This window comes from Micromonospora sp. DT43, assembly GCF_049841645.1.
Classification (GTDB): domain Bacteria; phylum Actinomycetota; class Actinomycetes; order Mycobacteriales; family Micromonosporaceae; genus Micromonospora.
The window spans coordinates 378772-393555 of record NZ_JBNCKR010000004.1 but is presented as its reverse complement, the minus strand read 5'-3'; the positions used below and the strand labels follow the sequence as shown (position 1 = coordinate 393555).

Annotated in this window: 11 protein-coding genes; 5 read left to right on the top strand and 6 right to left on the bottom strand. The window is 72.8% G+C overall.

Annotated features, from left to right (window positions below; translation table 11 throughout):
- Positions 1 to 25: 25 nt before the first annotated feature.
- From ACLQ26_RS13375 to ACLQ26_RS13365, 3 genes are all read left to right on the top strand, one after another.
- A complete protein-coding gene (locus tag ACLQ26_RS13375; protein ID WP_425744701.1) occupies positions 26 to 1648 on the top strand; it encodes a lytic transglycosylase domain-containing protein in 1623 nt (540 codons plus the stop codon).
- A 72-nt stretch (positions 1649 to 1720) separates the two neighbouring features.
- Positions 1721 to 2737, top strand: coding sequence for a GNAT family N-acetyltransferase (locus tag ACLQ26_RS13370; RefSeq protein WP_425744814.1), 1017 nt, complete (start codon positions 1721 to 1723; stop codon positions 2735 to 2737).
- Between the two features lie 92 nt (positions 2738 to 2829).
- Positions 2830 to 6108: a lamin tail domain-containing protein gene (locus tag ACLQ26_RS13365; protein ID WP_425744700.1), complete on the top strand. Its 3279-nt coding sequence runs from the start codon at positions 2830 to 2832 to the stop codon at positions 6106 to 6108.
- Positions 6109 to 6228: 120 nt separating this feature from the next.
- On the opposite strand, the gene ACLQ26_RS13360 is transcribed toward ACLQ26_RS13365, so the two are convergent.
- On the bottom strand, positions 6229 to 6576 hold the full coding sequence (locus ACLQ26_RS13360; protein ID WP_425744699.1) for a MerR family transcriptional regulator: 348 nt from the start codon (positions 6574 to 6576) through the stop codon (positions 6229 to 6231).
- Positions 6577 to 6633: 57 nt separating this feature from the next.
- On the opposite strand from ACLQ26_RS13360, the gene ACLQ26_RS13355 reads away from it, so the two are divergent.
- Entirely contained in the window at positions 6634 to 7209 is a 576-nt protein-coding gene (locus ACLQ26_RS13355; RefSeq protein WP_425744698.1) for an NADPH-dependent FMN reductase, read from the top strand.
- An 8-nt stretch (positions 7210 to 7217) separates the two neighbouring features.
- Positions 7218 to 8744 (top strand): DHA2 family efflux MFS transporter permease subunit, encoded by a 1527-nt coding sequence (locus tag ACLQ26_RS13350; RefSeq protein WP_425744697.1) that lies wholly within the window; start codon positions 7218 to 7220, stop codon positions 8742 to 8744.
- Here ACLQ26_RS13350 and hemB read toward each other — a convergent pair.
- The 5 genes from hemB to ACLQ26_RS13325 are packed head-to-tail and all read right to left on the bottom strand — an operon-like array spanning position 8695 to position 14407.
- A complete protein-coding gene (gene hemB / locus ACLQ26_RS13345; RefSeq protein ID WP_425744696.1) occupies positions 8695 to 9678 on the bottom strand; it encodes a porphobilinogen synthase in 984 nt (327 codons plus the stop codon). The two genes, ACLQ26_RS13350 and hemB, sit on opposite strands and share 50 nt — an antisense overlap.
- 22 nt (positions 9679 to 9700) lie before the next feature.
- The gene (locus tag ACLQ26_RS13340) at positions 9701 to 11281 is read right to left on the bottom strand and encodes a uroporphyrinogen-III synthase (protein ID WP_425744694.1); all 1581 of its coding nucleotides are present in this window, start codon (positions 11279 to 11281) and stop codon (positions 9701 to 9703) included.
- On the bottom strand, positions 11278 to 12246 hold the full coding sequence (gene hemC / locus ACLQ26_RS13335; RefSeq protein WP_425744693.1) for a hydroxymethylbilane synthase: 969 nt from the start codon (positions 12244 to 12246) through the stop codon (positions 11278 to 11280). Before hemC ends, ACLQ26_RS13340 begins: the two co-directional genes overlap by 4 nt.
- A complete protein-coding gene (locus tag ACLQ26_RS13330; protein WP_425744692.1) occupies positions 12243 to 13640 on the bottom strand; it encodes a glutamyl-tRNA reductase in 1398 nt (465 codons plus the stop codon). The genes hemC and ACLQ26_RS13330 overlap by 4 nt, the downstream gene beginning before the upstream one ends.
- On the bottom strand, positions 13637 to 14407 hold the full coding sequence (locus ACLQ26_RS13325) for a redox-sensing transcriptional repressor Rex (RefSeq protein ID WP_425744691.1): 771 nt from the start codon (positions 14405 to 14407) through the stop codon (positions 13637 to 13639). The genes ACLQ26_RS13330 and ACLQ26_RS13325 overlap by 4 nt, the downstream gene beginning before the upstream one ends.
- Between the last annotated feature and the right edge of the window lie 377 nt (positions 14408 to 14784).

Below are 14784 nucleotides of genomic sequence, written 5' to 3'. Positions count from 1 at the left end.
CGTGGGCCTGACGTCCGCCGGGGAGATGAGTGATACTCGACGGGTGGTGGACGGCGAGGACAAGACGCGTGTGCGACCGCTTCGACCGGCCGCGCCGCTGGACGGGCCGCTGGCCGAGTCGGGCGCCGCGCCGGATCCGGTGCCCACGGCCGTGCCCCGCCCCCGCCGGCCGTGGCTCGGCGGCCGCACCACCGACGCGAAGACCGAGATTCCCGCAGCGCCCGTGACCACCACGGCTGCCGTTCCGCCGAGCCTCGATGCCGCGACGGGTGACCGGCCGGGAGACACCGCCACCGGCGACCTCGCCGCAGCCAGGACCTCTTCGGACACCACAGCCGCCGCCGCAGACCCCGATGCTCCAACCGCCGCCGCGGACGCCTCAACCGTGGACGCCGACGACGCCGAAGCTGGCAGCGCAGACGCGGCGGCCGACTCGACGGCCGGGAGCCCAAAACGCGCCGACGCCGAGGGCGACACCGCGAAGACCGACGACGCGAAGTCCACCGAGCCGACGGCCGACGACGCGACAGCCACGAGCACGGCGGGCGCCACCGCCAAAACCGACACCACCAAGGCCGACACCACCAAGACCGACACCGCCAAGGCCGACACGGCGACAGCCACGAGTGCTGCGGGCGCTGCCGCCGCCGACCTGACGGTGACCAGGGTGGACGGTGTCGCCGTGGTGCCGACAGCCGAGCGTCGCAGGCGACGCCGGGTGCCGTTCGCGCACGCCGTACGTCTGCCACCGCCACGTCAGGCCGCGGTGACCGCCGCTCGGGCGACCCGCGCCTGGTCCCGCCGGCCCAGCGGTCGGCTCACGGTTCCGGGGGTCTTCCTGCTGGCCCTGGTGGCCGCGACCGCCGCGGCGGGGGCGTTGCTGGTCCCGGCGACCATCCGCGGGTCCCGACCGGTGGCGGCCGACGTCACGACCGCGCCGACCGTGGCCGTACCGCCGGCGTTGCCGCTCGACCCGCGTCAGACCGGGCCTCTGCCGACCGGGCCGCTTCCCACCGGAGCGTTCCCGAGCGGCGGCATGCCGACCGGGCCGGCAGTCGGGCCGACCATCGGCGGTCGTCCCTCGGACTCCCTGGCCGCCTGGGCGCAGCAGGTCGGGGCCAGGCTCAACATTCCCGCGACGGCCGTGCAGGCGTACGGGTACGCCGAGCTGGTGCTCGCCCAGACCAACCGCAGTTGCGCGTTGAGCTGGACGACGTTGGCCGCGATCGGCCAGGTCGAGTCCGAGCACGGCTCCGCCAACGGCGCACGATTGGGATCGGACGGCAAGGCGCTGCCCGAGATCATCGGGCTGCCGCTGGACGGGAACGGCGGCCGGATGCGGATCATCGACACCGATCGCGGGGTCCTCGACAAGGACCGCGTCTTCGACCGCGCGATCGGGCCGATGCAGTTCATCCCGACGACCTGGCAGGAGATCGGCGCGGACGCCGACAACGACGGCCGCAAGGACCCGCACGACCTGGACGACGCCGCTCTGGCGGCCGGCAACTACCTGTGCAAGGGCGGCCGCAACCTGAGCATCCCCGGCGACTGGTGGAACGCGATCCTGTCGTACAACGATGTGCGCCGGTACGCCCAGGCCGTCTACGACACCGCTGACCGGTACGGACGGGCGAGCCGCACCTGATGTGATCGTCCGCGTACTTTGGAGAACTGGACACTTCCCCCAAGCAGCCGTTAACGGCAAGCTAGACGGGTGATGGTGCGCGAGTGGGACCCCAGGACCGCCTCGTCCGCCGAGATCGCGTCGCTGCTGACCGCGTTGAACGCGGTGCTGGCGGCAGATCTGCCCCAGGACCCACCGTGGCGGGAGACCTCCCTGCGGGAGTATCTCGCCGAGGTGATGCCCGGTGAGCGGCGGATCTCCTGGCTCGCCCAGGCCGAGCCGAGCGATCCCGGTGGGCCGGGCACCGTTCTCGGGCAGGTCCACGTGCTGCTCCTCGGCGACATCGGGGTGCTCGAGGTGCTGGTGCATCCCTCCGTCCGACGCAGCGGTCTCGGTCGTGAGCTGGTGCTGCGCGCCGCCCGCCGCGTCTACCAGGAGGGTTTCCAGTCGATCGGGGTCGAGGTGGTCGGCGACACGCCGGCGGTGGGCTTCTACGAGTCGCTCGGCTTCAGCCGGGAGTACGTGGAGACGCGCAGCGTGCTCGACCTGACCTCGGTGGACTGGGCCGAGCTGACCGACATGGCCAGCGGGATCGGCGCGGGCTACCACCTGGAGTTCTACCCGGGTGGGCCACCGGACGACCTGATCGAGTCGTACGCGCGGGCCAAGGCCGAGGTGCGTGACGTCGACGACGGCGAGTTGCGCCCCAGCTCCTACGACCCGGAGCGGCTGCGGGACAGCCTGGACACCCTGCATCGGCGGGGCATGAAGCCGTACATCGTCCTGGCCCGGCACGAGCAGAGCGGCGAGGTGGCCGGCCTGACCGAGGTCGTGGTGCCGGCGCAGCACCCGACCCGCGCCGACCAGTACGACACGATCGTCGCGCAGGACCACAGGGGTTACGGCATCGACCGGGCCATCAAGGCGCGGATGCTGCTGGAGCTGCGCTCCGCCGAGCCGGAGCTGGCCGAGGTGCAGACCTGGAACGCTCAGGCCAACGAGGCGATGCTCAAGGTCAACGCGGAGCTGGGCTACCGGCCCGACCGGGACTGGTGCGAATACAGCGTCGACGTCGCCGAGCTGGTGCACCGCCTCGACCAGTCCCGCTGAGGAATTCACGAAACTGTCCGGTGGGGGATGGACGATGGACGGTTACGCACCTTAACGTGCGTTGACTCCCATCCACCCATCGTGGAGGCCCTATGCGCCCGCGCCGCACGACAGCAGCGCTCGCGATCGCCACCGCCGCAGTGACCGTCACGGCCCTCGGCGTCACACCCACCGCGGCCAGCGCCGCGCCCACCGACCTGTTCATCTCGGAGTACGTCGAAGGCTCGTCGAACAACAAGGCGATCGAGCTGTTCAACGGCACCGGCGCCGCCGTCGACCTCACCGCGGGCGGCTACCAGCTCCAGCTCTACTTCAACGGCGCCACCACGGCGACCACCATCGCGCTGACCGGGAACGTGGCCGCCGGGGACGCGTTCGTGTTCGCCAGCGCCTCGGCGGGGGCGGCCATCCTCGCCCAGGCCGACCAGACCACCGGGGCGAGCCTGTTCAACGGCGACGACGCGATCGTGCTGCGCCGGGGCACCACAGTGCTCGACTCGATCGGCCAGGTGGGCGTCGACCCGGGTGCCGAGTGGGGCGCCGGCGCGACCAGCACGGCCGACAACACGCTGCGCCGGCTGCCCTCGGTGACGGCGGGCGACACCGACCCGTCGGACGCGTTCGACCCCGCCGCGCAGTGGGCCGGTTTCCCGGTCGACACCTTCGACGGGCTCGGTTCGCACACCGTGGACGGCGGCGGCCCGGCCGACGTGCCGGCCACGCTGACCTGCGGCGGGCCCCTGGTCACCGCCTCGGGAACGGCGGCGAGCCGCGAGGTGACCGCCACCGACCCCGACGACACGATCGTCGACCTGGCGGTGACCGCGGTCAGCCCGAGCCCCACCTCCGGCTCGATCACCCGTACCGCCCTCACTCCCGCCGAGCAGGTGGGCGGCACCGCCCGCGCCACGATCGGCGTGAGCGCCGACCTCGCCGCCGGGGCGTACACCGTCACCGTGACCGCTACCGACGCGGGCGGTGGCACCGCCACCTGCGCGCTTGCGGTGCAGGTGACCCGGGAGCTGACCGTCGGCGAGGTGCAGGGTCCGACCACCGACACCGAGTCCGGCCCCGCCGACCGGTCGCCGCTCGCACCGGCGAGCGGCAACGGCACCAGCAGCACGATGTACGACGTCCGTGGCGTGATCACCCAGCTGACGCTTGCCCGTACGTCGGCCGGCGCGGAGCAGCACGGGTTCTTCCTGCAGAGCCGCAGCGGTGACACCGACGGTGACCCGACCAGCTCCGACGGCATCTTCGTGTTCATGGGCGCGTTCACCTCGCTGATCGGCGGCTACGTCCCAACTGTCGGCGACGAGGTCGTGCTGCGGGCCCGGGTGTCGGAGTACTACACCTTCACCCAGCTCTCCGGGGCGTCGCTGGTCCGCCGGATCGCCACCGGCCTGGATGTGGACACGACTGTCACGCTGACCGACGCGGTGCCGCCGGTCGAGCTGGCCGACGCGCAGCGCTTCTGGGAGCGGCACGAGGGCGCCCGGCTGCGCGTACGCGCGGGCAGCGGCGCGGTGAGTGGCCGGGACGTCTTCTCGTCCACAGCGGACGCGGAGCTGTGGGTCGTCGACCGGGACGATCCGCTGCTGGACCGCGCCGACCCGTACGCCCGGCGGGTCTTCCGGGACTCGCACCCGCTGGACAACGACCCGACCCGGCGCTTCGACGACGGCAACGGTCAGCGCGTACTGCTCGGCAGCATGGGCGTGAAGGGCACCACCGGGGACAGCACCGCGCTGCTCCCGCCGGCGCACACCTTCGACACGCTGCGCGCGGACGCGGTGGGCGGCGTCTACTACTCGTTCGAGAAGTACGGCGTGCAGGTCGAGCGGGCCGAGTTCGACGCCGGGGCCGACCCGTCGAAGAACAACCCGCCGAAGCCGGCCGACCGCTCCCAGGAGGTCGCGGTCGCCACGTACAACGTGGAGAACCTGTACGACTACCGTGACGACCCGTTCGACGGCTGCGACTTCGCCGGTAACGCCGGCTGCCCGGGTGTCGACCCGCCGTTCGACTACGTGCCGAGCAGCGAGGCGGACTACCGGGAACACCTGACGTCGCTCGCCGACCAGATCGTCTCCGATCTGCACGCGCCGGATCTGATCCTGGTGCAGGAGGCCGAGGACCAGGACATCTGCACGGTGTCCGGGGCGGCGCTTGCCTGCGGCGACACCAACAACGCCGACGGCGCTCCGGACAGCATCCAGGAGTTGGCGCTCGCGGTGGCGACGGCCGGCGGGCCGGCGTACGCCGCTGCCTATGACCGGACCGGCGCGGACGCCCGCGGTATCACCGCCGCGTTCCTGTACCGCACCGACCGGCTGTCGTTGGCGGCCGCGACGGCGGGCGACCCGCTGCTGGGCTCGGCGCCGACGGTCCAGTACCGGGCTGCGGGGCTGCCGGGCAACGCCGACGTGCAGAACCCGAAGGCCCTCAACGCGGTGCTGCCGGCCGACGTGGACACGTCGACAGGCAAGGACGGGAACAACGTCTTCACCCGCGCACCCCAGTTGGGCAAGTTCTCGGTGGCCGCTGCGCCCGGCTCGAACGAGCGGTTCACGCTGTACGCGCTGAGCAACCACTACTCCTCCGGCCCCGACGGTCGGATCGGGCAGCGGCGGGAGCAGGCGGCGTACGGCGCGGCGATCGTGACCGCGATCGAGGCGACCGACCAGAGCGCCCGGGTGGTCTACGGCGGGGACCTGAACGTCTTCCCCCGCCCGGACGATCCCATCGCCACCGGCAGCCAGCCGACGCCGTCGGACCAACTCGCCCCGCTCTACGAGGCGGGCCTGCACAACCTGTGGGACACCCTCGTCGCCCAGGTGCCGGCGTCGGCCTACTCGTACAGCTTCGAGGGGCAGGCGCAGACGCTCGACCACCTGTTCGTCAACGACGCGCTCTACGGTGACCTGGTGCAGGTGCGGGCGGCGCACGTCAACGCCGACTGGCCGGCCGAGTTCACAGGTGACGGGTCGCGGGGGTCCAGCGACCACGACCCGCAGGTGGCCCGCTTCCGGTCCCGCGCTTCGTTGACAGTCACCGATGTCACAGTCGTCGAGGGCGACCAGGGAAGCCGGCAGCTCACCTTCACGGCGACCGTGTCCCGTCCGCTGTCCCAGCCGGTGCTGCTCTGCGCCGCAACCGTCGGGCTCACGGCGCAGGCGGGCTCGGACTTCGACGCGTACGCCGGTTGTCGGGTGTTGGCCGCCGGTCAGACGTCGGTGGCGTTCCCGGTGACCGTGCGTGGCGACCGGAAGCGGGAAGCGGACGAGAAGCTGACGCTGCTGGTGGCCGGTGTGCCCGGCCTGCGGCTGACCGATCCGCTGGCGGTCGGCACGATCGGCAACGACGACTGAGGTCCCGCTCGTGCTCGGATGATCGTGCTCGATCCAGGATGTAGTGGCTTCCGGCGACCAGGAGGCCACTACATCCATGTTTGGGCACGATCTTGCCGTGGGCCCCGGGGCACCAGAGGGTCAGAGGTCGCAGAGGCGGCGACCGGAGCGGATGTCGTCAAGTGCCGCGTGCAGGTCGCGTATACGCCGCTCGGCCTCGGCGGTCAGCCGATCGTGCAGACCCTCCCAGTCGGCCAGCTCGGGGTCGGGTGGTAGGGCCCCGAGCAGGTCACGGATCTCATTGACGGTCAGGCCGACGCGCTGGGCCACTCGCGCCACCCTGATCCGGCAGGCCGCGTCCGCGTCGAAGCGCCGCTGGTTGCCGCCGGTGCGGGCAGCCGAGATCAGGCCCTGCCGCTCGTAGAACCGCACGGCGGAGCCGCTGACCCCGCTCTCCCGGGCCACCTCGCCGACCGTCAACGTGCCCATCGCCACTCCCCCGCCGCCATTGACTTCACCATTACTTCAAGTCCTAGCGTCCAAGACATGACTACGCAAGAGGACACCGCACCGCCGACCGTCGCCGTGCTCGTCGGGAGCGTCCGTCAACCTCGGGTGGGCCGATCGATCGCCGACTGGTTCGTCGCCCACGCCGGTCGCCGCGCCGACCTCGACCTGGACCTCGTCGACCTCGCCGAGGTGCCGCTGCCCTTCGCCGACACCCCTCCGGGCGGCAACTCGGCAAGCCCGATCAGTGCCCGGTTGGCCGCCGCCGACGCGTTCGTGGTGGTGACACCCGAGTACAACCACAGCTTCCCGGCCGCCCTGAAGAACGCCATCGACTGGCACTACCGGGAGTGGGCCCGCAAGCCGGTGGCCTTCGTGTCGTACGGCGCCGGTTCCGGCGGCATCCGCGCGGTCGAGCAGCTCCGCCTGGTCTTCGCCGAGGTGCAGGCCGCCACGACCCGCTCCGGGGTGGTGCTCCGGGCGCCCTGGGAACGGCTCGACGCCACCGGTCGGCTGGTCGACGACGAGCCGCTGCGGCAGGCCGCCGACGCCACCCTGACCGAGCTGGCCTGGTGGGCCGAGGCGCTGCGCGCCGCCCGCCGGGTCCGGCCCTGAGTCGCGACATGGACGCGTCCGCACGACGGCTCGGCTGGTACCTGACCCTGGGTGGCCTGCTCGCGGTGATCGACACCACTGTCACGGTGGTGGCGCTGCCGAACCTGGTCGACGACCTCGACACCGACCTCACCACGATCGGCTGGGTCACCAGCGGCTACGCGCTCGCCCTGGTCACGGTGATGCCCACCGCCGCCTGGGCGATCGGCCGCTTCGGCGCCCGCCGCACCTACCTGACCGCGCTGCTGCTGTTCACCGCGGGCTCCGTGCTGGCCGGGGCCGCCTGGAACGTCGAGTCGCTTATCGCGTTCCGGGTGCTCCAGGGGCTGGGTGGCGGACTGCTCAACCCGGTCGGGATGGCCGTCGCGCTCGCTGCGGTGCCGCCCGGGCGGCGCGGACGGATGATGAGCCTGCTCGGCCTTCCGGTGTTGATCGGGCCCCTGATCGGGCCGGTGCTGGGTGGGCTGCTGCTCGATCACGCGTCCTGGCGGTGGATCTTCTGGATCAACCTGCCGGTGGGGCTGTTGGCGGTGTGGCTCGGCAGGTCCGTGCTGCCGGTCGCCGACCCGCGACGCCTACCGGTCCGGCTGGACGTCGTCGGGCTGCTGCTGCTCTGCCCCGGCCTGGCGCTGGCGGTCTACGGGCTCAGCGTCACAGGCGAGCGGGGCGGGGTCGTCACCGGGTCCGTACTGCTGCCGCTCGCCCTCGGCGCCGTGCTGGTGGTCACCTTCGCCTGGCGGGCCGGCCGGATCCGGCAGCCACTGCTGCGCCTGGCCGTGCTGCGCTTCCCGGGGATGGCCGCGGGCGCCGCTACGGTGGCCCTCTTCGCGGCCGGATACTTCGGCTCGTTCCTGATCATCCCGGCGTACGTGCAGGTGGTACGCGGTGACTCGGCCACCCTCGCCGGGGTGATCGGCATCCCGCAGGCGCTCACCACCGGACTGATGCTCCAGGTCGCGACCCGGCTCGTCGACCGCGTGTCGGCGCGACGGGTCGTCGGGCTCGGCATCGCCACCGCGGTGGCCGGCACGGTGGCCCGGGTGCTGGTGCTCGACGCCGACACGTCGTACCCGCTGCTGGCCACGCTCGGTGCGGTCATCGGCCTGGGCATGGGTGCGACGCTGATGCCGACGATGACAGCGGCCAGCCGGTCGCTTCCGCCCGACGACCTGCCGTCCGGCTCCACGCTGCTCACCACCGTGTCGCACACCTCGGTGGCGGCCGGCACCGCCCTGATCGCCGCAACCCTGTCCTGGCTGACGGACCGGCTCGCCCCGAGCCTCGGCGGCGGGGGCATCACGGCCGCCAACCGGCTCGACCCGGTCAGCCGGCTCGACCTCGCCCCGGAGCTGGCGCAGGCCACCCGACTCGCGCTGGCGGTGTCGGCAGTGCTGTTGGCGCTCGCCTGGCTGACCAGCCGGCGACTTCCGGCCGCCGTCGCGGATGCCGACGAGGCGGTCGACCCGCCGGGATCCGTGGAGTCGGTCAGTAGCGCTGGCGGAGCAGACCCGCGGCCTCGACCGCCCAGTAGGTGAGGATGATCTGCGCGCCGGCCCGCTTGATCGAGGTGAGCGTCTCCAGCATGACCCGTTCCCGGTCGATCCAACCGTTCGCGGCGGCCGCCTCGACCATGGCGTACTCCCCGGAGACCTGGTAGGCGGCGACCGGGACGTCCACCGCGGCCCGCACCGCCGACACCACGTCGAGGTAGGGCAGCGCCGGCTTGACCATCACCAGGTCAGCGCCCTCGGCGACGTCGAGCTCCACCTCGCGCAGCGACTCCCGCAGGTTGGCCGGGTCCTGCTGGTAGGCGCGCCGGTCGCCCTCCAGCGCCGACTCCACCGCATCGCGGAACGGGCCGAAGAACGCCGAGGCGTACTTCACCGCGTACGCCAGCACCGACACGTCCTGGTGACCGGCGGCGTCGAGCGCCCGGCGGACCACGCCGACCTGGCCGTCCATCATTCCGGACGGCCCGACCATGTGCACCCCGGCGGCGGCCTGGGCCACCGCCATCTCGGCGTACGCGGCCAGCGTGGCGTCGTTGTCCACCTCACCGCCGGGGGTGAGCACACCGCAGTGCCCGTGCGAGGTGAACTCGTCCAGGCACAGGTCGCTCATCACGACAGTGCTGTCGCCAACCTCGGCCACCACGTCACGGATGGCGACGTTCAGGATGCCGTTCGGGTCGATGCCGCCGGACCCGGTCGCGTCACGCCGCTCGGGCACCCCGAAGAGCATGATCCCGCCGACGCCCGCCTGGACCGCCTCGGTGGCCGCCTTACGCAGGGAGTCCCGGGAGTGCTGGAGCACCCCCGGGAGCGACCCGATGGCCCGGGGCTCGGTCAGCCCCTCCTTGACGAACATCGGCACGACCAGCTCGGCCGGGTCGACCCGGGTCTCGGACACCAACCGGCGGATCGCCGGGGTGCGGCGCAGGCGGCGGGGCCGGATCTCGGGGTACGACATGGAAGGGCCCTCCTGAAGACGACTACCGGAAGCGGAGGGCGGTCGGCCCCTGCACCTTCGAGCCGCGGCGCTGCTTGGCCGGCATGGCGGCCAGCTTCTCGCGCAGCTCGACGGCGTAGGCGGCGAGCGCCTCCACCAGGTCGGGCACCGAGGCGTGCGGCGGCTGGACGTCGACCCGAAGGCCGAACTCCGTCGCGGTCTCCGCCGTCTTGGGCCCAATCACGGCAACAACCGTCCGCGCGTGGGGCTTCCCGGCGATGCCGACCAGGTTCCGCACCGTGGAGGAAGACGTGAAGAGGACCGCGTCGAACCCGCCCGACTTGATCGCGTCCCGGATCTCGGCGGGCGGCGGCGCGGCCCGCACCGTCCGGTACGCGGTCACGTCGTCGACCTCCCAGCCGCGCTCGGTGAGCCCGGCGGCGAGCGTCTCGGTGGCGATGTCGGCGCGCGGCAGCAGCACCCGGCCGACCGGGTCGAGGATCTCGTCGTGCGGCGAGAACTCGGCCAGCAGGCCCTCGGAGGACTGCTCCCCGGCGGGGATCAGCTCCGGCTGGATGCCGAACGCGCGCACCGCGTCCGCGGTCGCCTCACCGATGCAGGCGATCTTGACGCCGCCGAAGTGCCGGGCGTCCAGGCCGTGCTCGGCGAACTTCTCCCAGACGGCGCGGACCGCGTTCACCGACGTGAAGATCACCCAGGCGTACCGGCCGTCGACCAGGCCCTTGACGGCCCGCTCCATCTGCGCCGGGGTGCGCGGCGGCTCGACCGCGATGGTCGGCACCTCGCACGGGATCGCCCCGTACGCCCGCAGCCGCGCGCTCATCGCGCCGGCCTGCTCCTTGGTGCGGGGGACCAGCACCTTCCAGCCGTACAGCGGGCGGTTCTCCCACCAGCTCATCTTGTCGCGCTGGCCCACGCCCGCGCCGACGGTGAGCACCACCCGGCCGGTGAAGCCGAGCGCGGCGGCCACGAAGCTGTCCACGGTCGACGTGGTCGTGTACTGGGTCTCGCCGGTGCCGTCGCCGGTCACCCCGACACCCGTGGTGCCGTCCACCCCGGCGGCCAGCAGGCCGTCCCGGACAGCGGCGAGGTCACCGGCGTCCACCGCGAGCGCGAGCGAACCCCTGCCGACGGCCGCGGCCAGCGCGTCGAAGTCAAGCGTGCTGACGTCCTCGACGTCGGCGGCGGTACGCACGCCCGGCAGCGGAACCCCCGCGTAGGTGGCGACGCCCTCGGCCTGGCCGACGCCGGGCACCACCTCGAAGTGGGCGGCGGTGCGGGCCACCGCCTGCACCTCCTTGACCACGGAGTCGTGGCCGAACGGGTCGCCGGCAACCAGGTGCACCGCGTTCAGCCCGGACCGGGCGGCGGAGATCAGCACCTTCGCCACGTCCCCCGGCGCGCCTTCGGCCGGGGTGAACTCGGCGTCGTCTCTGGCCTCGGCGCGGACGACGGAGAGCAACGACTCCGGGACTCCCCGGTCGTAGATCACCTGGTCGGCGTCGACCAGGGCGTCGTGCGCCCGGCGGGTCAGCAGGCCCGGGTCGCCGGGGCCCGCCCCGACGAACGCGATACGGCCGACGGGCTTACGGGTGCGGGTCATTCTGTGCTCCCAAATTGCTGGGTCCCCGGGCCGGTGTGTCCTTCGTGGCCGAGGATCGAGTCGGCGCCGAGTTCGAGGAGTTCGGCGGCGAGTGCCTTACCGATCTCCGCCGCGTCGGCGGGCGTTCCGGTGCGGGACAGCCGGAGGTCACGAGTGCCGTCCGGGCTGATCACCGCCCCGCGCAGGTAGATCTCATCGCCGTCCTCGCCTTCCGCGAGTTCGGCATAGGCGGCGACGGGTGCGCTGCACCCGGCCTCCAGGGTTGCCAGCAACGCGCGCTCCGCGGTGACCGCGGTGTGCGACGGTGCGTGGTCCAGCACCGCGAGCAGCTCGACCAGATCCTGGTCGTCGATCCGGCACTCCACGGCCAGCGCGCCCTGAGCGGGCGCGGGCAGCATGAGCATCGGGTCCAGCGTCTCGGTGATCACGTCGGCCCGGCCGAGCCGGGCCAGGCCGGCCCGGGCCAGTACGACGGCGTCCAGGTCGGCCTCGGGGCCGAGTACCCGCCCCAGGCGGGTGTCCACGTTGCCGCGGATCGGGGTCACCTCCAGCTGCAGGCCGAGCGCGTGCAGTTGGGCGATGCGGCGCAGCGCGCCGGTGCCGATGGTGGCTCCGGGCGGCAGCTCGGCGAGCGTGCGCCCACCCCTGGCGATCAGCGCGTCGCGCGGGTCCTGTCGGGCCGGCACGGCCGCGATGTGCAGCCCGGCGGCCGCGGCCGTGGGCAGATCCTTGTAGGAGTGCACCGCGAAGTCGATGGTCCGGGCGGTCAGCGCGTCGCGCAGCGCGGAGACGAAGACCCCGACGCCGAGCCGGTGCACCGGAGCGTTGGAGCGGTCACCGGCGGTGACCACCTCGACCAGCTCGACCGGGCGGCCGGTGGCAGCGGTCAACGCCTCGGCGATCTGGCCGGACTGGGCCATCGCCAGGGCGCTGCCCCGGGTGCCGAGGCGCAGGGGGGCGGTCATCGCGCACCTCCGGCGGGTGGGGTCGGCTCGACGGTGTCGGCGTCGGACACCGGCTCGGCGCCGGGCAGTGCCGTGCCGAGGTCGGGGCTCAACACGTCGGGGACGGTGTCGACCGGCGAGGTCTGCGGCACCTGGAGGTCGAACAGCTCGCGCAGCAGGGCCGCGTACTGGTCGCCGCCGGGCTCGGCCGCGAGCTGACGGACCTTGACGGTGGGCTGGTGCAGCAGCCGCTGCACCACGCGGTGCACCGTACGGGCCACCTCGGCTCGCAGGTCGTCGCCGAGGTCGGGGCGGCGCTGGGCCAGGCGACGCAGCTCGGCGGAGACGACGTCGTCGGCGCGACCGCGCAGCGCCGCCACTGTGGGTGCCACGTCGGCGCCGCGCAGCCAGGTGAGGAAACCCTCCACCTCGCCGAGCACGATCCGCTCGACGGCGGCGGCGTCGGCCGCGGCCGGACCGTCGGCGAGCAGCGCCGCCATCCGGTCGATGTCGATCACCTCGACGCCGGGCAGGTCGGCGACGCCCTCCTCGACGTCGCGGGGAACGGCCAGGTCGAGCAGGACCAGAGGCCCTCGCGAGGGACCCCGCTCGGCGATCGCGGCGCTGACCACCGCCCGGGTGAGGACCGGTTCGGTGGACGCGGTGGCGGCCACTACGATGTCCACTGTGGAGAGCGTTGCGGCCAGCTCGGTCATCGGCGCGGCGGCCGCCCCGTACGACTCGGCGAGCCGGACGGCACGGTCGGCGCCCCGGTTGGTGACCGTGAGCGGCCCGGCGCCCTGCCGGGAGAGCGTGGCCACTCCGAGCGACCCCATCGCGCCGGCTCCGATCACCAGGGCCGGGTGGCCGGCGAGGTCGCCGTCGAGGTGCCCGGCGGCCAGCTCCAGCGCGGCGGTGACGACGCTCTGGCCGGCCCGGTCGATGCCGGTCTCGGCGTGGGCCCGCTTGCCGACGCGCAGCGCCTGCTGCATCAGCTCGTGCAGCAGGCGGCCGGCCGAGTCGGCGCCGGTGGCCCAGTGGTACGCGTCGCGCAGTTGGCCGAGGATCTGCGCCTCGCCCACGACCATCGAGTCCAGCCCGGTGGCGACCCGGAAGACGTGGTCCACGGCGGCGGTGTCGTAGTGCACGTAGAGGTGACTGGCGAGCGACGCCGGCGAGCTGCCGGCCTGCTCGGCCAGGACGGCGCAGATGTCGCCGAGCCCGCCGTGGAAACCGGACACGGCGGCGTACACCTCCACCCGGTTGCAGGTGGAGACGAGCACCGCCTCGCTGACGTACGGCTGGGCGACCAGGCGGTCCAGGGTGCGGGTGAGGTCGGCGGGGGGCACGGCCAGCTGCTCCAGCGTGGTGACCGGGGCGGTCCGGTAGGACGCGCCGACGACGAGCAGTTTCACGTGCCGATCGCCTCCTGGGTGTCGGTGGCCGAGAGCCCGCCGGGCAGGGCGGTGAGAGCGGACCCGCCGGTGGCGGGCAGCGCGGTCAGCGACGCCTTGCGGTGCTCGTGGAAGGACAGGATCTGCAGCTCGATGGCGAGGTCGACCTTGCGCACGTCGACCCCCTCCGGAACAGAGAGTACGCACGGCGCGAAGTTGAGGATGCTCGTCACGCCGACCGCGACCAGCTGATCGGCGACCCGCTGGGCCGCGGCGGCCGGGGTGGCGATCACGCCGATCGCGATGGATTCCTCCGTGGCGACCGCCGGCAGCTCGTCGACATGCCTGACAACCAGGCCGTTGATCTCTTCACCGACCCGGGAGGCATCGGCGTCGAGCAGTGCGGCGATCCGGAAGCCCCGGCTGGCGAAGCCGTCGTAGCCGGCCAGAGCGTGACCGAGATTACCCACGCCCACCAGGGCGACAGCGCGACGCTGAGTGAGCCCGAGCACGTACTCGATCTGCTCGATCAGCAGCGCGACGTCGTAGCCGACGCCCCTGGTGCCGTACGAACCGAGGTGGGAGAGGTCCTTGCGGAGCTTGGCGGAGTTGACCCCGGCGGCGGCCGAGAGGCCCTCGCTGGAGACCGTCTCGTGCCCGGCGTCGGCGAGGTTGTGCAGCGCGCGCAGGTATTCCGGGAGCCGAGCGACTGTCGCCTCGGGAAGATCCGGGAGCGCCGGTACGGCACCGGCGCGGCCGGGCGCACCTGGCTGACGGTGCTGACTCATGAGACTCCGTGCGGTGCGATCCTCGGCCAACTCCGCTGGTGGGCCGCTTATGGACTCCCGCTGGCGACCGAGGTTGCCGGCTGTGCTAGCAGGGCGCGTCGGAACTACAGAGTAGGCGCTTGTGAAGACGTGCACAAATCGCGATCTTGTCGCTCCGGGACGCGACCCCACCAGCCCCTCCATTCCACAAGATCGATTGAGCGGCCCTGTGCGCCCGCCGCCCGGGCGATTATTGCTCAATCCCGACTTCTCTGACCAATCCCGCGTCGGCCGGTCCCGAGAGCGGTGCGGCCCTGGTCACGACGGCGGTAGGGACAGCACTACGGGCGAGAGGCGGGGCTTCGGGATGGGTACACCGGGTCCGGCTGCCTAGCCTG